30 protein-coding genes are annotated in these 23,258 nt (G+C 40.0%); all 30 read left to right on the forward strand.

Features of this window, described 5'->3' with window-relative positions; genetic code table 11:
• Nucleotides 1-13: 13 nt before the first annotated feature.
• Nucleotides 14-199: a type Z 30S ribosomal protein S14 gene (locus tag NFR46_RS01515; protein WP_003716665.1), complete on the forward strand. Its 186-nt coding sequence runs from the start codon at nt 14-16 to the stop codon at nt 197-199.
• Nucleotides 200-230: 31 nt separating this feature from the next.
• Complete coding sequence (gene rpsH, locus NFR46_RS01520) at nt 231-629, forward strand: 30S ribosomal protein S8 (protein ID WP_040530800.1); 399 nt, start codon at nt 231-233, stop codon at nt 627-629.
• A 29-nt stretch (nt 630-658) separates the two neighbouring features.
• Nucleotides 659-1,195, forward strand: coding sequence for a 50S ribosomal protein L6 (gene rplF / locus NFR46_RS01525; protein WP_182580890.1), 537 nt, complete (start codon nt 659-661; stop codon nt 1,193-1,195).
• Between the two features lie 65 nt (nt 1,196-1,260).
• Nucleotides 1,261-1,617 carry a 50S ribosomal protein L18 gene (rplR, locus tag NFR46_RS01530; protein ID WP_040530802.1) on the forward strand — a complete coding sequence of 119 codons (357 nt, stop codon included), beginning with the start codon at nt 1,261-1,263 and terminating at the stop codon, nt 1,615-1,617.
• 22 nt (nt 1,618-1,639) lie between these two features.
• Nucleotides 1,640-2,149: a 30S ribosomal protein S5 gene (rpsE, locus tag NFR46_RS01535; protein WP_003716669.1), complete on the forward strand. Its 510-nt coding sequence runs from the start codon at nt 1,640-1,642 to the stop codon at nt 2,147-2,149.
• A 14-nt stretch (nt 2,150-2,163) separates the two neighbouring features.
• Nucleotides 2,164-2,346: a 50S ribosomal protein L30 gene (gene rpmD / locus NFR46_RS01540; protein WP_003716670.1), complete on the forward strand. Its 183-nt coding sequence runs from the start codon at nt 2,164-2,166 to the stop codon at nt 2,344-2,346.
• A 32-nt stretch (nt 2,347-2,378) separates the two neighbouring features.
• Nucleotides 2,379-2,813, forward strand: a complete 435-nt coding sequence (rplO, locus tag NFR46_RS01545; RefSeq protein ID WP_182582801.1) for a 50S ribosomal protein L15 — start codon at nt 2,379-2,381, stop codon at nt 2,811-2,813.
• Nucleotides 2,814-4,136 (forward strand): preprotein translocase subunit SecY, encoded by a 1,323-nt coding sequence (gene secY, locus NFR46_RS01550; protein ID WP_251574143.1) that lies wholly within the window; start codon nt 2,814-2,816, stop codon nt 4,134-4,136.
• Between the two features lie 5 nt (nt 4,137-4,141).
• Entirely contained in the window at nt 4,142-4,792 is a 651-nt protein-coding gene (locus tag NFR46_RS01555; protein ID WP_277612838.1) for an adenylate kinase, read from the forward strand.
• A gap of 129 nt (nt 4,793-4,921) precedes the next feature.
• Entirely contained in the window at nt 4,922-5,140 is a 219-nt protein-coding gene (gene infA / locus NFR46_RS01560) for a translation initiation factor IF-1 (protein WP_040530804.1), read from the forward strand.
• A 35-nt stretch (nt 5,141-5,175) separates the two neighbouring features.
• A complete protein-coding gene (gene rpmJ / locus NFR46_RS01565) occupies nt 5,176-5,295 on the forward strand; it encodes a 50S ribosomal protein L36 (protein WP_003714521.1) in 120 nt (39 codons plus the stop codon).
• A 31-nt stretch (nt 5,296-5,326) separates the two neighbouring features.
• Nucleotides 5,327-5,692, forward strand: coding sequence for a 30S ribosomal protein S13 (rpsM, locus tag NFR46_RS01570; RefSeq protein ID WP_003716675.1), 366 nt, complete (start codon nt 5,327-5,329; stop codon nt 5,690-5,692).
• 34 nt (nt 5,693-5,726) lie between these two features.
• On the forward strand, nt 5,727-6,116 hold the full coding sequence (gene rpsK, locus NFR46_RS01575) for a 30S ribosomal protein S11 (RefSeq protein ID WP_003716676.1): 390 nt from the start codon (nt 5,727-5,729) through the stop codon (nt 6,114-6,116).
• An 82-nt stretch (nt 6,117-6,198) separates the two neighbouring features.
• On the forward strand, nt 6,199-7,143 hold the full coding sequence (locus NFR46_RS01580; RefSeq protein WP_182580895.1) for a DNA-directed RNA polymerase subunit alpha: 945 nt from the start codon (nt 6,199-6,201) through the stop codon (nt 7,141-7,143).
• 34 nt (nt 7,144-7,177) lie between these two features.
• Complete coding sequence (gene rplQ, locus NFR46_RS01585) at nt 7,178-7,561, forward strand: 50S ribosomal protein L17 (RefSeq protein WP_003716678.1); 384 nt, start codon at nt 7,178-7,180, stop codon at nt 7,559-7,561.
• A gap of 201 nt (nt 7,562-7,762) precedes the next feature.
• On the forward strand, nt 7,763-8,590 hold the full coding sequence (locus tag NFR46_RS01590) for an energy-coupling factor transporter ATPase (protein WP_251574145.1): 828 nt from the start codon (nt 7,763-7,765) through the stop codon (nt 8,588-8,590).
• Nucleotides 8,566-9,429 (forward strand): ATP-binding cassette domain-containing protein, encoded by an 864-nt coding sequence (locus tag NFR46_RS01595; RefSeq protein ID WP_251574147.1) that lies wholly within the window; start codon nt 8,566-8,568, stop codon nt 9,427-9,429. The genes NFR46_RS01590 and NFR46_RS01595 overlap by 25 nt, the downstream gene beginning before the upstream one ends.
• Nucleotides 9,422-10,222 (forward strand): energy-coupling factor transporter transmembrane component T family protein, encoded by an 801-nt coding sequence (locus NFR46_RS01600; protein ID WP_251574148.1) that lies wholly within the window; start codon nt 9,422-9,424, stop codon nt 10,220-10,222. Before NFR46_RS01595 ends, NFR46_RS01600 begins: the two co-directional genes overlap by 8 nt.
• 18 nt (nt 10,223-10,240) lie before the next feature.
• On the forward strand, nt 10,241-11,011 hold the full coding sequence (truA, locus tag NFR46_RS01605) for a tRNA pseudouridine(38-40) synthase TruA (protein WP_251574149.1): 771 nt from the start codon (nt 10,241-10,243) through the stop codon (nt 11,009-11,011).
• A gap of 105 nt (nt 11,012-11,116) precedes the next feature.
• Nucleotides 11,117-11,560, forward strand: a complete 444-nt coding sequence (rplM, locus tag NFR46_RS01610; RefSeq protein ID WP_251574150.1) for a 50S ribosomal protein L13 — start codon at nt 11,117-11,119, stop codon at nt 11,558-11,560.
• A gap of 7 nt (nt 11,561-11,567) precedes the next feature.
• On the forward strand, nt 11,568-11,969 hold the full coding sequence (gene rpsI, locus NFR46_RS01615) for a 30S ribosomal protein S9 (protein ID WP_056974559.1): 402 nt from the start codon (nt 11,568-11,570) through the stop codon (nt 11,967-11,969).
• A 151-nt stretch (nt 11,970-12,120) separates the two neighbouring features.
• Complete coding sequence (locus NFR46_RS01620; protein WP_251574151.1) at nt 12,121-12,894, forward strand: (S)-acetoin forming diacetyl reductase; 774 nt, start codon at nt 12,121-12,123, stop codon at nt 12,892-12,894.
• A gap of 141 nt (nt 12,895-13,035) precedes the next feature.
• A complete protein-coding gene (locus tag NFR46_RS01625; RefSeq protein WP_251574152.1) occupies nt 13,036-13,665 on the forward strand; it encodes a glycoside hydrolase family 73 protein in 630 nt (209 codons plus the stop codon).
• Nucleotides 13,666-13,683: 18 nt separating this feature from the next.
• Entirely contained in the window at nt 13,684-14,259 is a 576-nt protein-coding gene (locus tag NFR46_RS01630; RefSeq protein ID WP_251574154.1) for a xanthine phosphoribosyltransferase, read from the forward strand.
• A gap of 24 nt (nt 14,260-14,283) precedes the next feature.
• Nucleotides 14,284-15,471: an ATP-grasp domain-containing protein gene (locus NFR46_RS01635; RefSeq protein ID WP_251574156.1), complete on the forward strand. Its 1,188-nt coding sequence runs from the start codon at nt 14,284-14,286 to the stop codon at nt 15,469-15,471.
• A gap of 135 nt (nt 15,472-15,606) precedes the next feature.
• Nucleotides 15,607-17,892: a DNA helicase PcrA gene (pcrA, locus tag NFR46_RS01640; RefSeq protein WP_251574158.1), complete on the forward strand. Its 2,286-nt coding sequence runs from the start codon at nt 15,607-15,609 to the stop codon at nt 17,890-17,892.
• A gap of 19 nt (nt 17,893-17,911) precedes the next feature.
• Nucleotides 17,912-19,954 carry an NAD-dependent DNA ligase LigA gene (gene ligA, locus NFR46_RS01645; RefSeq protein WP_251574160.1) on the forward strand — a complete coding sequence of 681 codons (2,043 nt, stop codon included), beginning with the start codon at nt 17,912-17,914 and terminating at the stop codon, nt 19,952-19,954.
• A gap of 3 nt (nt 19,955-19,957) precedes the next feature.
• A complete protein-coding gene (locus tag NFR46_RS01650; protein WP_251574161.1) occupies nt 19,958-21,073 on the forward strand; it encodes a CamS family sex pheromone protein in 1,116 nt (371 codons plus the stop codon).
• 395 nt (nt 21,074-21,468) lie between these two features.
• Nucleotides 21,469-21,786: an Asp-tRNA(Asn)/Glu-tRNA(Gln) amidotransferase subunit GatC gene (gatC, locus tag NFR46_RS01655; protein ID WP_191683808.1), complete on the forward strand. Its 318-nt coding sequence runs from the start codon at nt 21,469-21,471 to the stop codon at nt 21,784-21,786.
• Nucleotides 21,786-23,258 (forward strand): Asp-tRNA(Asn)/Glu-tRNA(Gln) amidotransferase subunit GatA, encoded by a 1,473-nt coding sequence (gatA, locus tag NFR46_RS01660; protein WP_251574162.1) that lies wholly within the window; start codon nt 21,786-21,788, stop codon nt 23,256-23,258. Before gatC ends, gatA begins: the two co-directional genes overlap by 1 nt.

Raw genomic sequence — 23,258 nt, forward strand, 5'->3', positions numbered from 1 at the left:
GAGGTTCCACAAATTGGCTAAAAAATCAATGATTGCTAAGTGCAACCGTCCAGCTAAGTTCTCAAGTCGTGAATACACACGCTGTGCACGTTGTGGACGTCCGCACTCAGTTTACCGTAAATTCCACTTATGCCGGCTTTGCTTACGAGAACTTGCCCACAAGGGACAAATTCCTGGTTTAAAGAAGGCTAGCTGGTAAACAAATCACCGACAAAAGGAGGAAAACATCGATGTCTATGAGTGATCCAATCGCAGATTTCTTAACTCGTATTCGTAACGCTAATATGGCTCAACACGAATCAGTAGAAGCACCTGCATCAAAGATGAAGAAGGACATCGCTGAAATCTTAAAGAATGAAGGTTTCATTCGCGATGTTGAATACGTTGACGATAACAAGCAAGGCATCATTCGTGTCTTCTTAAAGTATGGTAACGATGGTCAACGGGTTATTTCCGGATTAAAGCGGATTTCTAAGCCTGGTCTTCGTACATATGTTAAGGCTGACGCAGTGCCAAAGGTTCTCAACGGATTAGGGATTGCCATTATCTCAACATCTGAAGGTGTTGTGACTGACAAGGTTGCTCGCGCCAAGAAAATTGGTGGCGAAGTTATCGCCTACATCTGGTAATTAAATAAATTAAGTTAGGAGGTGCAAGCATGAGTCGTATTGGTTACAAGGAAATTGATCTACCAGAAGGTGTAGAAATTTCTCAACAAGGTAATGTTGTGACTGTAAAGGGACCTAAGGGTACTTTAAGTCGTGAAATTTCACCATTGATCAAGATGAGCGTTGAAGGTAACGTTGTAAAGTTTGATCGTGATGATGACAGCAACCAAGTTAAGATGATTCACGGAACTACCCGTGCAAATGTCAATAACATGGTTGAAGGTGTTGTTAACGGATTTAGTAAGACCTTGAAGCTTGTCGGTGTTGGTTACCGTGCTCAATTTAAGGGTAACAAGCTTATTTTAACTGTTGGTTACTCCCAACCAGTTGAAATGGACAAGCCAGAAGATGTTGATATTAAGGTTCCTGACAACACTACTATTGAATTAAGCTCAATCAACAAGCAACATCTTGGTGATTTTGCTGCCTTAGTTCGTGCCGTTCGTTCACCTGAACCATACAAGGGTAAGGGTATTCGTTACGAAAACGAACACATTATTCGTAAGGAAGGTAAGACTGGTAAGTAATATTTCATTACTACTTAGTTATTATCTACAAATTAAACTAAATTTTATATTAAGAGGTGACTGTTGTGATTTCTAAACCAGATAAGAATAAGATCCGTCAACGTCGTCATATGCGCGTTCGCGGTAAGATTTCTGGTACTGCGGAGCGCCCACGCTTAAGTGTTTACCGTTCAAACAAAAACATTTACGCTCAATTAATTGATGACGTAAAGGGTGTGACGCTCGCAAGTGCCTCCACAATTGACAGTGAAGTTAGTGGAAAGAGCAAGACTGAACAAGCTAGTGGTGTTGGTGAATTAATTGCCAAGCGTGCTGCTGCTAAGAACATCACTAATGTTGTTTTTGATCGTGGTGGATACCTTTACCATGGTCGTGTTCAAGCATTAGCTGAAGCTGCTCGTGAAAACGGACTTAAATTCTAAGGAAAAGGAGGAATAACCTGCAATGACATCATCAGAATTCATTGATCCAGCAAAGTTGGACTTAGACGATCAAGTTGTTGCCATCAACCGGATTACCAAGGTTGTTAAGGGTGGTCGTCGGATGCGTTTTGCCGCTTTAGTTATCGTCGGCGATCGTAAGGGCCATGTTGGTTTTGGTACTGGTAAAGCTCAAGAAGTTCCAGAAGCTATCCGTAAGGCTCAAGCTGCTGCTGAAAAGAACCTGATCACTGTTCCTATCGTTGGTACTACTATTCCACACGAAGTTATCGGTACATACGGTGGTGGAAAGATTATGTTGAAGCCAGCTGTTGAAGGTTCTGGAGTTGCTGCCGGTGGTGCGGTTCGTAACGTTATGGACCTTGCCGGTGTAGCCGATGTTACTTCAAAGCGTCTTGGTTCAAACACTCCTGTTAACGTTGTTCGTGCAACATTTGAAGGTTTGAAGCAATTGAAGAGCGCTGAAGAAGTTGCTAAACTTCGTGGCGTTTCTGTAGACCACTTAGCAGAATAAGGAGGGCACTAATTATGGCTCAAGTTAAAGTTACTTTAATCCACAGTGTTGCCCACCGTCAGCCTACTCAACGTCGGACTGTGAAGGCATTGGGTCTTGGTAAGATTAACAGTTCTGTTATTTTGCCAGATAACGCTGCAACACGTGGCCAAATCTTTAAGATTGCTCACTTAGTTTCTATTGAAGAAGTTAAGTAATTACAACTAAATAATAAGGAGGTGCCTACTAAATGAAGTTAAACGAATTAAAACCTGCTGCAGGTTCTCGTTCAAAGCGTCTTCGTAAGGGTCGTGGCCTTTCATCTGGTCATGGTTTTACTTCTGGACGTGGTACTAAGGGTCAAAAGGCTCATGGTAAGACACGTTTGGGCTTTGAAGGGGGCCAAATGCCACTTTACCGGCAAATTCCAAAGCGTGGTTTCACTAATATTAACCGTAAGGAATACGCTATTGTTAACTTAAGTACTTTGGACCGGTTCGAAGATGGTACTGAAGTTACTCCACAATTGTTGATGGAAAGCGGTATTGTTAAGAACTTAAAGAGCGGTGTTAAGGTTCTTGGTAGCGGAAAGCTTACTAAGAAGTTAACAGTAAAGGCTAATAAGTTTTCTGCTTCAGCAGTATCAGCTATCGAAGCTGCTGGCGGTAAAACTGAGGTGATGTAATTGTTTACAGCCGTCAAAAATGCATTTAAAGTTAAGGATATTCGAAAAAAAATATTCTTTACTTTATTTGTATTAATTGTTTACCGGATTGGGGCGGCGATCACAGTTCCTGGGGTTAATGCTGCTGCTTTGCAGGAAATTTCATCGACTGGATTGGCTTCAATCCTGAATACCTTTAGTGGTGGTGGGCTTGAAAATTACTCATTGTTTGCAATGGGGGTTTCCCCATATATCACTGCGCAAATTGTTGTTCAATTACTGCAAATGGATATTGTTCCACGATTTGTTGAATGGAGTAAACAAGGTGAAGTTGGTCGGCGAAAATTGAATCAAGCAACCCGGTGGCTAACAATTGTTCTTGGATTTATTCAGTCAATTGGGATAACGGCAGGTTTTAATGCTTTAAGTTCAATTAAACTTGTCAATCATCCAACGCCAACAACGTACTTAACTATTGGATTAATCCTTACGGCTGGTACAATGTTTGCTACTTGGATGGGGGATATGATTACTGAGCGAGGATTAGGAAACGGTGTTTCTATGTTGATCTTTGCTGGTATTGTTGCCCAAATGCCAGGTGGAATTTATCAACTTTGGCAGGATCAAATTGCTGGTGAATCTGGATCAGCTCTTTGGATGGGAATTGGATTTGTTGCATTAGTTGCGATTGCATTGATTATTATCGTTGCATTTGTTACTTGGGTACAGCAAGCTGAACGACGCTTACCAATTCAGTATACTCGACGGACTACAACTTCACCTGCTAGTAGTTATTTACCATTAAAGATTAATGTTTCTGGTGTTATTCCAGTTATTTTTGCTGGTTCATTTATTTCTACACCACAAACAATCTTGATGGCATTTCAACAAAATCATGGTGGAGACACCTGGTACCAAGTATTATCTACAATTTTTAATATGCAATCTGGACCAGGGATTACATTATACATTTTCTTAATTGTTGTATTTACCTTCTTCTACGCCTTTGTTCAAGTCAATCCAGAAAAACTTGCGGAGAACTTGCAGAAACAAGGAAGTTACATTTCAGGTGTTCGTCCTGGAAAAGGTACTCAGCAATATGTTTCAGCATTATTAATGCGGTTAAGCACTGTTGGTTCACTTTTCTTGGGATTAATCTCGTTAATTCCATTGGTTGCCAGCAATGTATGGAACCTAAGCCAATCAATTGGATTAGGTGGTACGAGTTTACTAATTATTGTTCAAATTGCTCTTGATGTTGTTCGTCAATTGACTGGTTTGACAATGAAACGTGAATATATTGGATTTATTCGTGGACCAAGACCTGAAGGGGGAGAATTATAATGACAATGAATCTCGTTTTAATGGGCCTGCCAGGTGCCGGTAAGGGTACTCAAGCTCAAAAGATTGTTGAGGATTTTGATATTCCTCACATTTCTACCGGAGATATTTTCCGGGCAGCAATTAAGAATGAAACGCCAATGGGAATTGAAGCTAAGAAGTACATTGATAAGGGAGAACTTGTTCCTGATGAAGTGACCAATGGTATCGTTAAGGAACGTCTTTCAAAAGATGATACGAAAAATGGTTTCATGTTAGATGGCTTCCCACGTAATCTTAACCAAGCAGCTGCTTTGGATAAGATGCTGGCGGAAAGTAATCGGCAACTAGATGCGGTTATCAATATTCACGTCGAACCAGATGTATTGGTAGAACGACTAAGTGGTCGATTTATCTGTCGTAATTGTGGTGCAACTTATCACCGTCTTTACAACCCACCTAAGGTTGAAGGTACTTGTGATGTTTGTGGTCATCATGATTTTTACCAACGTGATGATGATAAACCTGAAACCGTAAAAAATCGGTTAGATGTTAACATCAAGTTAAATACACCACTGGTAGATTACTACCAAAAGAAAGGTGTTTTGTACACAATCGATGGTCAACAAGATATTGACAAGGTTTATGAAGATGTTAAGAAGGTATTAGATAACCTTTAAGCTGTTAAACCTTGCGAAGTTTACATAGTTATGCTAAACTTTGTAAGGTTTATATAGCTTACAGTGGAAAATAATACTATTTTCCACCGTTTTTACGTCATTTCTTGGTTATGCAAGGAGGAACCAATTGTGGCAAAAGCCGATGTGATTGAAGTTGAAGGTAAGATTACAGAAACCTTACCTAATGCGATGTTTAAAGTTGAATTGGAAAATGGTGCAGAAATTTTAGCACACGTTTCTGGTAAGATCCGTATGCATTATATTAAGATTTTGCCAGGTGATCGTGTTAAAGTAGAAATGTCACCATATGATTTGACCAAGGGTCGGATCACTTTCCGGTTTAAGTAGAAATTAAACAGTAACTCTCTAGGAGGATTAATAAAATGAAAGTAAGACCATCAGTCAAGCGGATGTGCGAACACTGCAAGATCGTAAAGCGTCATGGACGTGTTATGGTTATTTGCTCTGCTAATCCTAAGCACAAGCAACGCCAAGGCAAGTAATTTATTTAAATAAGGATGGAGGTGTAAATAAATGGCTCGTATCGCAGGTGTCGATTTACCTCGTGACAAGCGAATCGTAATCGGCTTAACATACATTTACGGAATCGGTAACACTCGTGCTCAAAAGATTTTGAAGGATGCTGGTGTTTCAGAGGATATCCGTGTTCGTGATTTGACTCCTGAACAAGAAGAACAAATCCGTACTCAAGTTGACCAATACCAAGTTGAAGGTGACTTACGTCGTGAAGTTACTTTAAACATTAAGCGGCTCCAAGAAATTGGTTCATACCGTGGAATGCGTCACCGTCGTGGTTTACCAGTTCGTGGTCAACACACTAAGAACAATGCACGTACTCGTAAGGGTAAGGCAGTTACTATTGCTAACAAGAAGAAGTAATTTTATTTTAATATAAAGGAGGTTAGTACTTAATATGGCAACCAAAAAAGGTACGCGTAAGCGTCGTGCAAAAAAGAATGTTGAAACTGGTGTTGCACACATTCACTCAACATTTAATAACACTTTGATCATGATTACCGATGTTCAAGGTAACGCTGTTGCTTGGTCATCAGCTGGTGTATTAGGCTTTAAGGGTTCACGGAAGTCAACTCCTTTCGCTGCCCAAATGGCTTCTGAAGCTGCTGCAAAGCAAGCTATGGAACACGGTATGAAGACTGTCGAAGTTGAAGTTAAGGGGCCAGGTTCTGGTCGTGAATCAGCTATCCGTGCTCTTCAAGCTACTGGTTTGGAAGTTACTGCTATTCGTGATGTAACTCCAGTTCCTCATAATGGTTCTCGTCCTCCAAAGCGTCGTCGTGTTTAATTGACATTGCTGGAGTTACGAATCCACCAATGGCCTTTTAGTCTAAAATACGAACTGCGTTTGAAAGGGGTACAGAGATAGAATGATCGAATTTGAAAAGCCAAACATTCACAAGGTTGAAGAAACTGATAGCTACGGTAAGTTCGTTGTTGAACCACTCGAACGTGGTTATGGAACTACACTTGGTAATTCATTAAGACGAGTTTTACTAGCATCTTTACCTGGTGCTGCCATCACTAGTATTCAAATTGATGGTGTTTTACATGAATTCAGTACTGTTGAAGGTGTTACTGAAGACGTAACCCAAATCATTTTGAACTTGAAGAAGGTTTCTCTGAAACTTGATTCAGAAGAACAAAAGGATCTTGAAATTGATGTTAAGGGTCCTGCTGAAGTTACCGCCGGTGATATTCAAGGCGATAGTGACGTTAAGGTTCTTAATCCTGACTTGTATATTGCTACCGTTGCAGATGGTGCCGAATTACACATCAAGATGACCGCTGATAAAGGGCGTGGATATCTTTCTGCAAATGATAACAAAGCTCGAATGGATGATCTTGCAATTGGTGTATTGCCGATCGATTCCATTTATACCCCGATTGAACGTGTTAACTACACAGTTGAAAATGCTCGGGTTGGTCAACGTAATGATTACGATAAACTAACCTTAGATGTTTGGACTGATGGTTCATTAACACCGACTGAAGCTGTTAGCTTGGGTGCAAAAATTTTAACTGAACACTTGGCAATGTTTGTTAACCTTACTGAAGAGGCTCAAAATGCACAAGTAATGGTTGAAAAGGAAGAAACCCATAAAGAAAAGATGCTTGAAATGACGATTGAAGAATTGGATCTTTCTGTTCGTTCTTATAACTGTCTTAAGCGTGCGGGTATTAATACTGTTAAGGAATTATCCGATCGGACCGAAGCTGACATGATGAAAGTGCGGAACTTAGGCCAAAAGTCACTTGAAGAAATTAAGCTGAAATTAAACGATCTCGGCGTTTCATTCCGTCAAGATGATTAATTAATCAAACCAATGGAAAAGGAGGGACAACTTCATGAGTTACCGTAAATTAGGACGTACAAGTTCACAACGTAAGGCTTTATTACGTGATTTAACTACTGATTTAATTGTTAATGGTCGTATTACTACTACCGAAGCTCGTGCTAAGGAAGTTCGTAAGACTGCTGACCAAATGATTACCCTTGCAAAGCGTGGCGATTTAGCTTCACGTCGTAAGGCAGCTGCTTTTGTTCGGAACGTTGTTGCTGATGTTAAGGAAGATGGCGACAACATTCGTATCCAATCTGCTCTTCAAAACTTATTTGAAGAATTGGCACCTAAGTATGCTGAACGTAATGGTGGTTACACACGGATTTTGAAGACTATGCCTCGTCGTGGTGACGGTGCTAAGATGGTTATCTTAGAATTCGTTGACTAACATTTCGTTAATCAAAGTTTATTAATACGTAATAAAGAATCACTATCACTGAAGTATAGAGCGTTACGATGGTGGGATTATTATCCCTAGTCTAGCTTGAATGCGGGAGACCGTGCACTTCTTTGGTAAGTGATTTTTTATTTTTAAATTCTTTTAATTTCTCTGTTAAAATAATAAGTATTAATGTAAAGGATAAAAAAGATGCGAGAGATTAAATTTAACCACGTTACATTCAAATATCCGAATTCCCCAAAAATATTGATAGATGATCAGTCTTTTACTTTACCCACTAATAAATGGATTTCTATTGTTGGTCATAACGGAAGTGGCAAAAGTACTATTATGCGACTTCTTAATGGACTCCTTCAGCCTAATAAGGGGCAAATTACAATTGATAATTTAGTAGTAAATGAGCAAAATTTAGAAGAAGTTCATAAGCTTGTTGGAATGGTATTTCAGAATCCAGAAAATCAATTTGTGGGTTCAACAGTTGCAGAAGATGTTGCTTTTGGCTTGGAGAATTATAATGTTGTACCTGAAAAAATGCCAATGATAATTAAACGTGCTTTAGCGACGGTTGGAATGACAAAGTATGAAAATAGTTTAATTTCCGATCTTTCTGGTGGGCAAAAGCAACGGATAGCAATTGCTGGTGTTTTAGCGGTCAGACCCCAAATAATTGTTTTGGATGAGGCAACGAGTATGCTTGATCCAATGGGAAGAGAATCAATCATGAAGTTATTAAGAAAGCTTCATGATGACGGTCACTATACGATTATTATGATTACTCATGATTTAAATGAAGCAGAACTAGCCGATCACGTTTTAGTTCTTGATCAGGGTAAAGTGTTAGCAAATGGTATTACTGAGGAAGTTTTATCAAACCGTAAGTTATTAAAAGAACTTCAACTAGCACCGGCAGCTGGTGAACAAATAAGGGAAAAATTAATTAGTGCAGGAATTAATGTGCCTGATAAATATTTAAAAACGGAGGAAATGGTTAGATGGCTAAAACAAAAATTGAATTAAAAAATGTTAGTTTTACCTATCAACCGGAAACTCCCATGGAATACCAGGCATTGAATAATATTAATTTAAAAATTGATGATGGAGCATTTACCGTCCTAGTAGGGCAAACGGGTAGTGGTAAATCTACTTTAGTGAATTTAATCGATGCCTTAACACAACCAACATCAGGGCAAGTTATTGTTAATAATCATTTTCTTAATAGTCAAACCTCTAAAAAAGAGCAAGAAATTTTTCGACGAAATATTGGTTTTGTTTTTCAATTTCCTGAACGCCAATTATTTGCTCAAACTGTTCGTGAAGATTTAGAATTTGGCCCACGTAATCTGGGGTGGAGCCAATCTAAAATTGATGATGCAGTTATGAAGGCCTTAGAAACTGTTCAATTAAATTCTAAAATGCTTAATAGTTCTCCGTTTTCATTGTCTGGCGGACAAAAGCGGCGCGTAGCAATTGCTGGAGTGCTGGCAATGAATCCGGAAGTATTAATTTTGGACGAGCCTGCTGTGGGATTAGATTCATTATCGGTTAAACAGCTCCTAAGTATTCTTACAGACTTAAATCAGCGCGGAGTCACGATTATTATGATTACTCATTATCTTGAAATGATAACTTCTCTAGTAACTCAAATAGTAGCCCTTCATAATGGGGAAATTACATTTGATGGTAGCCCACAGGAATTTTTTAAGAGTCAAACCATGTTAAAAAAGAGTAAATTATTGGCACCTAAAAGCGTTCAGATTTCCCGGGAAATAGGATTAAGTAATTTACCATTGTCAATTGATGAATTATCAATGGAGCTTATTAAGCAGTTAAAAAATGGGGGTAGGGCTAATGAGTAACATGGTTGTTTTTGGGAGCTATGTTCCACTTAGTTCGCCGATTCATCGCTTAGACGCACGAACCAAATTAATTCTTTGCATTTGGTATGTAATTAGTGTCTTTTTCGCTAACCATCTATGGCCCGCACTTTGGGTCTCGTTAGTTTTACTCGCAGTCCTAATTATGAGTCGCGTACCCCTTAAAATGTATTGGGCAGGATTGAAACCATTTTTAATTATTATTTTAATTACGGTTTGCCTTCAGGTCTTATTTAGTAGTGGGGGACAGATGTATTGGCATTTTGGTTGGATATCGGTTACAAGTGATGGAATAAAAAATGCGTTTCTAATTTTTTATCGGTTTACTGTAATTATTACTGCGTCTACCGTTTTAACTACTACTACACCAACGCTTCAGCTGGCAAGTGCATTTTCATGGTTAATTTATCCCCTTAAATGGTTGAAGGTTCCAGTTGATAAAATTTCACTGATGTTATCAATTGCATTAAGGTTTGTGCCAACGATTATGTCTGATATCAAAGTAATTATGGATGCACAACGTTCACGGGGAATGGATTTTCACCAGGGTAATCTAATAACAAGGTTAAAACATCTTTTGCCGGTCGTGATTCCGTTATTCGTAAATTCACTTCAACATTCTGAAGGCCTTGCAATTGCAATGGAAGCTCGTGGATATTCACTTGATCGTCAGCGGACTCAATATCGGCAATTACGGTGGCGTAAGGGTGACAATATTGCATTGCTCTTAATGTTAGTTGTCGATGTTGGAATTGGTATATTAAACTTAATTTAGTGAGGAAGGTTTTTGATTGTGTATCGCTACAAAATAACGTTTGCATATGATGGGGCAAACTTCTCTGGTTTTCAGATTCAGCCTCATAAACGAACTGTTGAACAGGTACTAAAAAATGCGGTTAATAAAATTGCTAAGCATCCGACACCTGAAATTCCCGTAATCGGCTCTGGAAGAACTGATGCTGGAGTTCATGCGTTAAACCAGGTAGCTCATTTTGATATTCCGTATCATTTAAGTAATGAGTCAATGCGAAAGGCATTAAATAGTATTCTGCCACTCGATATTTTAATAAAAAAGGCAGAATTAGTGGATAGTAACTTTCATGCTCGCTATAGTGCTCACGATAAAACCTACCGTTATCGGGTAGATCAGGGTGAATTTGTTAATCCATTTAAGAGAAATTACACAGCTCATTTTAAATATCCATTGGACTTAGATTTAATGCGAAAAGCGGCTCAGGACTTTATCGGTGAACACGATTTTACCAGTTTTGTAGCATCAGGAAGCCAGGCGAAGAGTAACGTAAGAACGGTTTATGCGATTAAGATTAGACGTGATGAACTAAGAAATGAAGTTGTCTTTGACTTTACGGGGAATGGCTTTTTATATAATCAGATTAGGATTATGGTTGCTTTCCTTTTAGAGATTGGAAGTAAGCAGCGGCCAGTTGATGATGTAAAACGAGTCTTAGCAGCTAAGGATCGAACACAGGCACGGATGACGGCTCCTGCAAGTGGTCTCTATCTAGTTTCAGTAGATTACGGGAATGATCAGGAAAGTATTTGACGAAGAGCAAGGAACAAGGTATACTAGCACTTGGTATTTCTTTTCCATCTAATAACTCGGTACACTATTATATGTAAAAGAAAAACAAAATTGGAGGACTTAATCGTGAGAACGACATACATTGCAAAACCTGGTGAAGTTGATCGCAAGTGGTACGTTGTCGATGCTAAGGATGTCCCAATGGGTCGTCTTTCATCTGCTGTAGCATCCATTTTGCGTGGTAAGAACAAGCCAACATACACTCCACACGTTGATACTGGTGATTACGTTATCGTTATCAATGCTGCGCAAGTTAAGTTAACTGGTAAGAAATCATCTCAAAAGATGTACTACCGTCACTCAGACTACCCTGGTGGTTTGAAGCAACGGACTGCCGGTGACTTCCGTGCTAAGGAACCAGAAAAGTTATTGGAACACTCTATCAAGGGTATGCTTCCACACAACTCTCTTGGTCATAAGATGGGCTTAAAGCTTCATGTCTACGCTGGTGAAGACCACAGTCATGCAGCACAAAAGCCTGAAGCACTCGATATTACTAACTTAATTTAAGGAGGGAATGGAATTGGCTCAACAAGTTCAATACAGTGGTACTGGTCGGCGTAAAGACGCTACTGCGCGTGTTCGCTTAGTACCAGGTTCTGGTAAGATTACAATGAACGGCAAGGCAATTGAAGACTACATTCCATTTGCCAACTTACGTGCTATCGTTAACCAACCATTTAACGTAACTAAGACTGATGGTCAATACGATGTTTTAGCTAACGTTAATGGTGGAGGTTTCTCTGGTCAAGCTGGTGCAGTACGTCACGGTATCGCCCGTGCATTGCTCGCCGTTGACCCTGACTTCCGTGACGCCTTAAAGAAGGCCGGTCTATTGACTCGTGACCCTCGTATGAAGGAACGTCGTAAGCCAGGTCTTAAGAAGGCTCGTAAGGCTGCTCAATTCAGTAAGCGTTAATATTCGATTTATCGCTTCCAAAAAAGAAGTTGGATTTTATCCAACTTCTTTTTTTATACAATTAAGTGTACAAATTTCTTTTTTCTTTTGATAAAAAGACGTATAATAAAGATGATGTAAACGCTTACGCTAATTGTAGGAGGCATGAATTATGGCAAAAAGAGTTGCTTTAGTTACAGGTGGTAGTCAAGGAATCGGCAAGGCAATTGCAGAACGCTTAGTTAACGATGGCTTTTCTGTTGCTCTAGTTGCTTTGGAAGAAGATAAGTTACAGCAAACAGCTAAGGAACTTGAAGAAAAGGGTGGCGAAGCATTGCCACTTGTTGCTGATGTTTCTGACCGTGACGTTGTATTTGCTGCAGTTGAAAAGACTGTTGATCATTTTGGCGACTTAAATGTTATTGTCAACAATGCTGGCCTTGGCCCAACTACACCAATCGACACCATTACTCCAGAACAATTTGAAAAGGTTTATGGTGTAAATGTTGGTGGTGTTCTTTGGGGAATCCAAGCTGCTCATAAAGCATTTAAGAAGTTAGGTCATGGTGGAAAGATTATTAACGCTACTTCACAAGCTGGGGTTGTTGGTAATCCAAACCTTGCCCTTTATTCTGGTACTAAGTTTGCTATTCGTGGGATTACGCAAGTTGCAGCCCGTGACTTAGCTGACGAAGGAATCACAGTTAATGCTTATGCTCCTGGTATTGTTAAGACACCAATGATGTTTGACATTGCCCACCAAGTAGGAAAGAATGCCGGTAAGAGCGATGAATGGGGAATGCAAACATTTGCTAAGAATATTGCGTTGAAACGCCTCTCTGAACCAGAGGATGTTGCTAATGCGGTTGGCTTCTTAGCTGGACCTGATTCAAACTACATCACTGGTCAAACAATCATTGTTGATGGTGGGATGCAGTTCCACTAAAATAGTTGAATAAAATTCACTAAGGGGGTTGGATTATTCCAATTCCTTTTGTATTTTAAATTTAAAATGATAAAATATTCTCCCAAACAAAGCTTATTTTGCTACAATCAATAGTTAGTAGGAAATAAGGGAGGCATGATTTTGGCAAAACGGCGCCGGAAAAAAACGAGAAAGAAAAAATCGCAGGGGAATATTTTCGTTTGGTTATTAGTCATTATTATTTTATTTTTAGGTGTTTACGTTGGTCATCATTTTTACCGAATTTGGAACCAACAACGGATTGAACAAGCTGCCTTGAAACGTGATCGTGAGGCAAAGGAGTTATTTATTAAACAAGTTGCTCCAGAGGCTCAAGCAATGCAGAATACTTATCATGTGTATGCATCTATTACAATTGCCCAGGCGATCCTTGAATCCAATTGGGGGACAAGTAAGTTGTCTACCGAGTACCATAATCTTTTTGGAATTAAAGGGACCGGTGCTAATTCAAAAGTCATGACGACTAAAGAATATGTTGGCGGTAAATGGATTGTTATTAAGGATCGGTTCCGTGTTTATAATAGTTGGGATGATTCAATTAAGGATCATACCCGGCTAATGCTTCAGGGAACGGATATGAATCAGCAAAATTATGATCGGGTTGTTAAAGCTACCAATTATGAGGAAGCTGCAAAAGGATTACAACAATCTGGTTATGCCACTGATCCAAATTACGCACGAAAGCTTATTTCAGTCATTCAAACATATAAGTTATATAATTATGATAAGTAATCAAGAGGGGGTTACATTATGAAGGAATTGCAAGAAAAGATTAAAAAATACGGAACGGTCCTTCCCGGTAATGTTTTAAAGGTTGATGCCTTTCTTAATCATCAAGTTGATCCAGAATTGATGTTTAAGGTAGGACAAGAGTTTGCTCAGTTATTTGCTGATGAGGGTATTACTAAAATTTGGACGGTTGAGTCTTCTGGAATTGCCCCAGCAGTAATGACTGGTCTAGCACTTAAGATTCCAGTAATTTTTGCACGAAAGCATAAGAGTTTAACCCTTAATCAGAACATGTATACTGCTGATGTATATTCATACACTAAAAAAACAACTAATCGAATTTCTATTTCTAAAAAGTATGTTGACCCAAACGATAAGATCCTAATGATTGATGATTTCTTAGCTAATGGTCAAGCAGTTGAAGGAATGTTAGAGATTGCTGATCAAGCAGGTGTCGATGTTGCTGGTGCTGGAATTGTGATTGAAAAGAGTTTCCAACCGGGGGCCCAAGAGTTAAAAGATCGTGGTATTCGTGTTGAATCATTGGCACGGATTAAGTCATTAGCAGATGGTAAAGTAACCTTTATGGAAGATTAATTATAATGTGGAGAGGGGAATCAAATGAGTAGTACAATTTTTCCTGGCAGTACTTTAGGGATTATTGGTATTAACCGGAACGGGGTAGCAATGATTGCCGCTGCCAAAAAAGCTGGCTTTAATGTTGGTGTTTATGTCGATCATTCTCAACCAGATATTACTAAAATGGCTGATTTCACTATTGATGGTGCTTACAATGATAAGCAAAAGTTAACTGAGTTTGGTGAAGCTTGTGATGCAATTATTTATCAAACACCAAATATCGATTCAATGGTAATTCGTTTTCTCGGACAGTATGCTGCGATCCCTCAAGGTATTAACGGTCTAGAGATTGTTCAGGATCGATTGATGGAAAGAGCATTTTTGGATCAAATCAATATCAACATTGCTCCCTACGTTACTGTTGTTGGCTTGGACGATGTTTATCAATCAATTGATTCAATTGGTTACCCTGCTCTTTTGAAGCCAATTCAACGGGGAATTGGTGAACAATCGATGATGATCAAGCGACAATCAGATATAACACGGGCTGCAGACTTTATCGATACTGGAACATACCTCCTCGAATCATGGATTGATCATACATCTGAATATACATTGACAGCGGCATGTACGAAGGATGATGTTGAGATCTTTCCGTTAGCTCAGCTAGAGTATACCGAAGATCGGAAGCTAATCTCAGTTGCTTCTCCTGCAAAGGTAGACGACGATATGTTAGAAGAAATGCAACGGATCATTAAGAGTGTTGCTGATTCTCTCCAATATACCGGTGTTCTTTCCGTGAACTTTTATGTAACCTCAACTGGTACGCTTTATGTAAAGAATATTGAGCTGGGTTTAACGTCAATTGCGAATGTTTACGATAACACAACTAACGTAGATCAATATGAACAACAATTACGGACAAGTGTTGGGATGCCACTTCACATTATTCGCCAATTACAGACTGCCTTATTGATGATTATTCGTAACTATCAGGCGGTTGCGATCAAGCGACAATGGTTATTGAAAAACAACTGGAAGTTTCGTTTCTTTAATAATTCAAATACTGATGATCCGGCAGGGATCCTTGGTTTTGTTTGGGTTACCGGGGATGCTGATCTGGAAGCACTACGGAATCAGGTTGATGATACAGAAGTTTGGAATAAACCATTACCAACCTCTGATTCTGAGGAAGCACCTAAGCCGACTGACGAAGATCAAGAAGAATAATTTGCTAAAACTGAGCTAAGACTGCTCACTGAAAAGTCTTCGGTTCAGTTTTTTTATTTTGCAACATATGTTCGTTAAAGGACCAAAAGACGGTGAAAATTTGGTATAATATGAGCCGATTGAAATTTAGAGAGGATGGAAAAAGGCGTGAATAGTCAAGCACTTTTAGACGGCATGAATGATAAGCAAACCGAAGCAGTCCTAACAACGGAAGGTCCACTCTTAGTAATGGCCGGAGCTGGTTCGGGTAAGACGCGAGTGTTAACTCATCGGATTGCATACCTAATCGAAGAAAAAGGTGTTCTCCCATGGAATATTTTAGCGATCACCTTTACAAATAAGGCCGCACGAGAAATGCAAGAACGTGTTGGAAACCTTCTGGGCGAAAGTGCTCGTGATATTTGGGTTTCTACTTTTCACGCCTTGTGTGTGCGGATTTTACGTCGTGATATTGAAAAATTAGGTTACAACCGTGCTTTCACAATCGCCGATACTAGTGAACAGCGGACATTGATGAAGCGGATTTGTGCGGAATTAAATATCGATACCAAGAAATACGATCCCCGCAGTATTTTGGGCGCAATCTCCAACGCCAAGAACGCTCTGCAAACACCTGATGATTATTCAAAAGAAGCTAACAGCATGTTTGAAAATATGGTTGCTCGTGCATACAAGCTTTACCAGCGTGAATTAGAGGCTAACCAGTCTCTTGATTTTGATGATCTGATTATGAAGACGATTGAACTCTTTGAAAAGGATCAAGAAACGCTTGAATTTTACCAGGATAAGTTCCACTACATCCATGTCGATGAGTACCAGGATACCAATGATGCTCAGTATAAGTTGGTTAACATGCTAGCTCAGGGTTACAAAAACCTCTGTGTTGTTGGGGATGCTGACCAGAGTATTTATGGCTGGCGTGGTGCCAACATGAATAATATTTTGAATTTTGAGCATGATTATCCACAAGCTCATACAGTAATGTTGGAACAAAATTATCGGTCAACCCAAACGATTTTGGATGCGGCTAATGAAGTGATCGATAACAACGTTTACCGGAAAAAGAAGAAGTTATGGACGGAAAATGGTAAGGGAGATAAGATTTCTTACTATCGGGCACAGAATGAGCACGATGAAGCCCAATTTATCGTTTCAAAGATTAAAGAAGAACGGGAAAAGAATAATTATAAGTACAATGATTTTGCGATCCTTTACCGGACAAATGCACAATCACGGATGATCGAAGAAACCTTCCTCAAGAGTAGTGTTCCTTATACCATGGTTGGTGGACATAAATTCTATGACCGGAAGGAAATTCGGGATATTCTTGCCTACTTGACGTTAATCGTTAACCCTCAGGACTCAATGAGTTTCGAACGGGTTGTCAATACTCCTAAACGGGGCATCGGGATGACAAGTGTTGATCGTTTACGAGATTTTGCTAATGATAATAACTGGTCACTTCTCGAAGCAGCAGAAAATGTTGATGTTGCAAACAATATCTCAACACGGACGCGGGTAAAAATTGATGAATTTGGCCAATTAATGCGGAATTTAAGAAAGCAAGCCGAATTCTTAAACATAACTGACTTAACTGAGGAGATCTTGGATAAGAGTGGTTACAATAAGGCTCTTGAACATGATAAGAGTCTTGAATCTCAAGCACGTCGGGAAAACCTTGATGAATTTAAATCAGTTACCCAGGAATATGATGAACAGCACAAGGATGACGATAGTGATAATATCCAAAAGATTACTAACTTCCTTGCTGATTTAGCCTTAGTTTCTGATCAGGATGATGTTGATGAGCAGGCGCCAGCGGTAACCTTGATGACGCTTCATGCGGCTAAAGGGCTTGAATTCCCAGTTGTCTTCCTGGTAGGGATGGAAGAAGGGATCTTCCCTCTTTCTCGAGCAATCATGGAAGATGATGAACTGGAAGAAGAACGACGCTTAGCATATGTTGGGATTACCCGGGCAAAGAAGAAGCTGTACTTAACAAATGCTTTCTCTCGGTTACTGTATGGCCGAATTCAACGGAACCAACCATCGCGGTTTGTGGAAGAAATTAATCCTGACTTGCTTGAATTTGAAAATGACCGGACTAGCAATACTCTTGGTGGACAAAAACTACCATTTGGTGGTGAGGCTGCAACTGCCACTACTTATCGTGAGCAAAAGCAACGTCGTCAATACCGGAGTGCCGGGAAGAGAGTTAAACCAGTAACTAATACTGGAACAGGTGCTGACCAGGTTTCATGGAAGACCGGTGACAAGGTAACCCATAAGAAGTGGGGAGAAGGAACTGTTGTAAAAGTTAGTGGAACTGGTAATGACAAGGAATTGGATATTGCCTTTCCACAACAGGGAGTTAAGCGTCTTTTAGCTAGTTTCGCACCAATTAAGAAGGTTACTGACTAATTAAAGTGAGGCCAATAAAATGGATAATCAATTAACCCCAGTGGAACAATTAACGTTGGACCAAGCCAAAAAAGAAATTGGCCCATTACGTGATCAGATTACTCAATGGGGAAAGGAATATTACGAACAAGATAATCCAACGGTTGAAGATTACGTTTATGATCGGCAATATCAACGACTTGTGCAGATTGAACAACATTTTCCTGAGCTTCAAACACCTGATTCGCCAACACAACGGGTCGGTGGTGAGGCAGAAAGCCAATTAACAAAGGTTCGTCACGAAATTCCGATGTTATCAATGGGGGATGTTTTCTCCATTGAGGAATTGATGGACTTTAACCAACGGCAACAGGAAAACCGTGATGTTGACGTTGAACCAGAATATAACCTGGAACTAAAAATTGATGGTCTTTCATTATCCCTCGTTTATGAGAACGGAAAGCTAGTTCAGGGCTCTACCCGGGGAAATGGGAATATCGGTGAGGACGTTACCGAGAACGTTAAGACGATTAAGTCCGTTCCTCAAGAATTACCCGAGCCACTTTCCGTTGAATTTCGGGGAGAATGTTACATGCCTAAAGAATCGTTCGCCAAATTGAATGCTCAACGGGAAGCCGATGGACAACCAGTCTTTGCTAATCCCCGGAATGCGGCAGCTGGTAGTTTGCGGCAGTTAGATCCAAAGGTAACGGCTAAGCGTGATTTGGATACATTTATGTACTATGTTCCGGAATACCAAAAAATTGGTGTTACAACTCAAGCTGAAGCGTTAGATAAAATGCGTGAACTTGGCTTTAAGGTTAATCCAAATAATCGAGTTGTTCATAACCGGCAAGAAATTGAGAATTACATTAAAGAATATACAGCTAAGCGCGATCAGCTAGCTTATGGAATTGATGGAATTGTTGAAAAGGTTAACGACCTTGAAACTGAAGAGGCACTTGGTAACACTGTTAAGGTTCCTCGTTGGGAGATTGCCTATAAGTTCCCACCAGAAGAGCAGGCAACGGTTGTTCGGGATATTGAATGGACAATTGGCCGGACCGGAAACGTTACGCCAACAGCAGTGATGGATCCAGTTCAACTGGCTGGAACAACAGTGAGTCGGGCTTCCCTTCATAATCCAGATTATTTGAATGAAAAAGACGTTCGGTTAGGTGATACGGTATACCTTCATAAAGCTGGTGATATCATTCCAGAAATCTCTAAGGTAGATTTGAAGAAGCGACCAGCAGATAGTAAACCGTATCAAATTCCGACAAAGTGTCCAGCATGTGGTTCAGAGCTTGTTCATCTTGATGATGAGGTGGCACTTCGTTGTATTAATCCAATGTGCCCAGCACAAATTAAAGAAGGGTTAGCTCACTTTGCATCACGAAATGCGATGGATATTGGAGGATTAGGCCCGAAGATTATTGAGCAATTATGGGATAAAAAGTTAATCCATGATGTTGCTGGACTTTACGCATTAACTGAAGACCAATTATTAACTTTAGATAAATTTGGCGAAAAATCAGCGACAAACCTATTGACTTCGATCAATAATAGTCGTAATAATTCTGTCGAACGTCTTTTATTTGGTCTTGGTATTCGCCATGTTGGCGCTAAAGCTGCCCGGCTAATTATGGCCCAATTTGGTAATTTGGATCGATTGATGGCTGCAAGTGCAGAGGAAGTTTCAGCAGTTGATGGGATCGGCCCCACAATTGGTGAAAGCGTTGAAACTTATTTTGCTAATGAACAGGTTCGATCGTTAATCGAAGAGCTTCGTCAATCAGGACTTAACTTTGAATATCTTGGTTCAACTACTTCAGTTGATGAATCAAGTGAATGGAACGGTAAGCGAGTTGTCTTAACTGGAAAGTTAGTAGAGATGACTCGTGGAGAAGCTAAGAAATGGCTTGAGGCACACGGAGCTAAGGTCACAGGGAGCGTTTCTAAAAAGACAGATATTGTCATTGCTGGTGAAAAAGCAGGAAGTAAACTTACCAAGGCTCAAGACTTAGGTGTTGATGTCTGGGATGAACAACGCTTTAGTCAGGCAATGAAGGAGGAACAATAAACGTTGAAGAGTAAACTAAAAAAAGTAACCGTTGGGGTTGCCCTCTTGATGTCAACGCTAGTTTTGGCTTCATGCGGTTTCGGTCATAAATCATCAAAAAACTACAGTACCACTGGTTCTTTGAGTGGGACTTATCAGGGAGTCATTAAGGGCGGCCATTATAAAACCAGTAAGGCACGAGGAGTTAATGTTACCCAAAACAGTAACCCTTACAACCTTAAAAGCTTTGAAAGTGGGTTAACCCAAGTTTCAAAGCGGGTTTTCTCAACGAAAAACTACATTTTCCAAGAAGGCCAGTATCTTGATACTAGTACAATTGAAAATTGGCTAGGTCGGAAGAGTAAGAGCAATCCAGAAGGGCTTAACCCTGCTCAGGGAAAGAAGAGTGATCCTAATCCCGAATATATCCAACAAATTGAAGAACAGGATTACATGCAAGAGAGCGGTAATTCAATGAAACTTCATGGTGTTACTATCGGGATTGGAATTAATTCCGAATATAATTACCAAAAGAAGACTGATGGACCAAACTTCACCAAGAAGATCAGTGACGAGGAAGTTAAGCGCCAAGGTGAGATTGCTGCCCAGAAGGTCTTAACTCGGTTGCGGAAAAAGAAAGCATTACGGAATGTTCCAATTGTGATTGCTTTGTATAAGCAGGCACCCGATGATAGTCTTGTTGGTGGAAGCTTCTTTGCTTACAGCAAGAATAATGGTAATAAGATTAGCAGTTGGCATAAGCTGGATTACCGGACTGCAGTATTACCAAAGGCTAATGGCACTGATCAGGAAACAAAGTCTGATCAGGCTGATAATGATAGTTTCTCAAACTTCAAGAGCCAAGTTCAGAGTTTCTTCCCGAACCTTAGTGGTGTAACAGCTCAGGCACAGTACAATGGTGATTCATTAACTGGTTTGCATATTACGATTACTACGCAGTTCTATAGTCAAACTGAAATCACCAGTTTTACTCAATATATTGCCCGCGCTGCAAGAAAGTACCTTCCAAGTGGGATTCCGATTGATATCAAGATTCAATCTAGTTCCGAAATGCAGGCTGTTGTCTACCGTAATTCCGGCTCTGATAAATTCCAAACCCACGTCTTTGATTCGTATTAAAATAGAATGCGAGCCCGTTAAAAACTTCCGGTGGCTAACGATTTCTCCACTGAACGACGAATTTGTCGTCGGAGGTGGAGGTCGTTAGCTTGAGGAAGTTTAGGGCGAACAGATCTCAACTATGTAATATTAGAAAGTGTGCGGTCACGGCGAGCAGATCTTAGCTAGATTGCCTAGGACTTTAGCTCTAGCAAGTTCCTGGCGAGTATTTTATACCTGCATAATAAAAGAAAGTGTTTCATAACCTGAAGTTTTATTTCTTCGGAGATTATGAGACACTTTCTTTTCATTCAATATTTAGGAACGAATAGTGAAAACCACTAGTATTCTGTGCTAAAATTATAAATTGTATGTACTATATTTAAGCCATAATTACTGGAAAAGAGGTAGAGAGAATGGCCAGTAAGATCACTGAGCAACAAGTAGAACACGTTGCTGAACTTGCTAAGTTAGAATTCAAAGATGAAGAACTTACCAAGTTTACCACTCAATTAGGAAGCATTATTGATATGTTTGAAGACCTCACTAATGTTGATACTGATGGTGTTGAACCAATGACTTCAGCTTCAGATCGGGAAAACGTTATGCGTGAGGATAAGGCAGTTAAGAGTTCAAAAGAAGAGACGGATGCACTGCTTAATAACGCTCCTGATACTGATGATGGGTACATTAAGGTTCCTGCAATCATCGATGAAAGTGAGGACGGCGAATAATGGATTTCTATCAAACCGATTTAAGCCAGTTACACGATGATTTAAAGAATAAGAAGATCAGTGCAACTGAATTAACGAAGGAAACCTTTGATCACATCAAGGAAAATGAAGACCAAGTAAAGGCCTTCATCACCTTAAATGAAGATGCAGCAATGAAGAAGGCTGCTGAGATTGATCAACAAGGAATTAACGATGACCAACTAACTGCTGGGATTCCATTGGCAGTTAAGGATAACATCTTAACTAAGGGCTTGAAGACCACTGCAGCTTCAAAGATGTTGGAAAACTTCAACCCCGTTTATGATGCAACGGTTGTGGAAAAGTTAAATAATAACGGTTTTATTAATGTTGGGAAGACTAACCTGGATGAATTTGCAATGGGTTCATCAACCGAAAACTCTGCATTCTTCACAACACATAATCCTTGGGACCTTACCCGAGTTCCTGGTGGTTCTTCAGGTGGTTCTGCTGCAGCAGTTGCAGCTGGAGATGTCCTTGGTGCTCTTGGTACTGATACTGGTGGTTCAATTCGGATGCCAGCATCATTTAACGGAATTGTCGGCATGAAGCCAACGTATGGTCGTGTATCTCGTTGGGGAATTATTGCCTTTGGTTCAAGCTTTGACCAAGTTGGTTGGCTTACTCGGACCGTTAAGGATAATGCATTGTTGACCCAAATGATTAGTGGTAATGATGAACATGATATGACTTCATCAATGAAGGAAGTTCCTAACTGGGCTGCTCAATTGAATGACGACACTAATGTTAAGGGCTTGCGGATTGCTGTTCCTAAGGAATACTTCGAAGGAATTAATGATGATGTTCATGAAGTAATCAAGAATGTCCTTGATCATCTTGAATCACTTGGTGCAATTATTGACGAAGTTTCATTACCACACACTAAGTATGGTGTGCCTGCATACTACATTTTAGCCTCATCTGAAGCTTCCTCAAACCTTCAACGGTATGATGGAATTCGCTATGGCTTCCGTGCTAAGGATGTTAAGAATATTGAAGACGTCTACGTTCGTTCACGGACTGAAGGTTTTGGTGAAGAAGTTAAGCGTCGGATCATGTTAGGAACCTTCTCCCTTTCAGCAGGGTTCTACGATGCTTACTTCAACAAGGCTGCTAAGGTTCGTCGCTTAATTGCCCAAGACTTTGAAAACGTTTTTAAGGATCATGATGTTATCCTTGGTGCTACTGGTGCTTCAACTGCATTTAAGATTGGTGCCGAGATTGATGATCCGCAAACCATGTACATGAATGATGTTTTAACCGTTCCTGTAAACATGGCTGGTCTTCCTGCAATGTCTGTCCCAGCCGGCTTCTCTTCTAAGAACGGTATGCCTGTTGGATTACAGATCATCGGAAAGCCATTTGATGAACAAACGGTTTACAACACTGCTTATGTCTTTGAACAAACAACTGATGTCCACAAGAAGACACCTAAGTTAGGAGGTCAAAACTAA

The sequence above is a fragment of the Limosilactobacillus agrestimuris genome, assembly GCF_943193105.1.
Lineage (GTDB): Bacteria > Bacillota > Bacilli > Lactobacillales > Lactobacillaceae > Limosilactobacillus > Limosilactobacillus agrestimuris.

Coding starts and splice junctions, on each gene's coding strand:
- rpsH (WP_040530800.1), top strand. CDS start 231: ATGTCTATGAGTGATCCAATCGCAGATTTCTTAACTCGTATTCGTAAC.
- rplF (WP_182580890.1), top strand. CDS start 659: ATGAGTCGTATTGGTTACAAGGAAATTGATCTACCAGAAGGTGTAGAA.
- rpsE (WP_003716669.1), top strand. CDS start 1,640: ATGACATCATCAGAATTCATTGATCCAGCAAAGTTGGACTTAGACGAT.
- rpmD (WP_003716670.1), top strand. CDS start 2,164: ATGGCTCAAGTTAAAGTTACTTTAATCCACAGTGTTGCCCACCGTCAG.
- rplO (WP_182582801.1), top strand. CDS start 2,379: ATGAAGTTAAACGAATTAAAACCTGCTGCAGGTTCTCGTTCAAAGCGT.
- NFR46_RS01555 (WP_277612838.1), top strand. CDS start 4,142: ATGAATCTCGTTTTAATGGGCCTGCCAGGTGCCGGTAAGGGTACTCAA.
- rpmJ (WP_003714521.1), top strand. CDS start 5,176: ATGAAAGTAAGACCATCAGTCAAGCGGATGTGCGAACACTGCAAGATC.
- rpsM (WP_003716675.1), top strand. CDS start 5,327: ATGGCTCGTATCGCAGGTGTCGATTTACCTCGTGACAAGCGAATCGTA.
- rpsK (WP_003716676.1), top strand. CDS start 5,727: ATGGCAACCAAAAAAGGTACGCGTAAGCGTCGTGCAAAAAAGAATGTT.
- NFR46_RS01580 (WP_182580895.1), top strand. CDS start 6,199: ATGATCGAATTTGAAAAGCCAAACATTCACAAGGTTGAAGAAACTGAT.
- rplQ (WP_003716678.1), top strand. CDS start 7,178: ATGAGTTACCGTAAATTAGGACGTACAAGTTCACAACGTAAGGCTTTA.
- NFR46_RS01590 (WP_251574145.1), top strand. CDS start 7,763: ATGCGAGAGATTAAATTTAACCACGTTACATTCAAATATCCGAATTCC.
- NFR46_RS01595 (WP_251574147.1), top strand. CDS start 8,566: ATGGCTAAAACAAAAATTGAATTAAAAAATGTTAGTTTTACCTATCAA.
- NFR46_RS01600 (WP_251574148.1), top strand. CDS start 9,422: ATGAGTAACATGGTTGTTTTTGGGAGCTATGTTCCACTTAGTTCGCCG.
- rpsI (WP_056974559.1), top strand. CDS start 11,568: ATGGAATTGGCTCAACAAGTTCAATACAGTGGTACTGGTCGGCGTAAA.
- NFR46_RS01620 (WP_251574151.1), top strand. CDS start 12,121: ATGGCAAAAAGAGTTGCTTTAGTTACAGGTGGTAGTCAAGGAATCGGC.
- NFR46_RS01630 (WP_251574154.1), top strand. CDS start 13,684: ATGAAGGAATTGCAAGAAAAGATTAAAAAATACGGAACGGTCCTTCCC.
- NFR46_RS01635 (WP_251574156.1), top strand. CDS start 14,284: ATGAGTAGTACAATTTTTCCTGGCAGTACTTTAGGGATTATTGGTATT.
- pcrA (WP_251574158.1), top strand. CDS start 15,607: ATGGAAAAAGGCGTGAATAGTCAAGCACTTTTAGACGGCATGAATGAT.
- ligA (WP_251574160.1), top strand. CDS start 17,912: ATGGATAATCAATTAACCCCAGTGGAACAATTAACGTTGGACCAAGCC.
- gatC (WP_191683808.1), top strand. CDS start 21,469: ATGGCCAGTAAGATCACTGAGCAACAAGTAGAACACGTTGCTGAACTT.
- gatA (WP_251574162.1), top strand. CDS start 21,786: ATGGATTTCTATCAAACCGATTTAAGCCAGTTACACGATGATTTAAAG.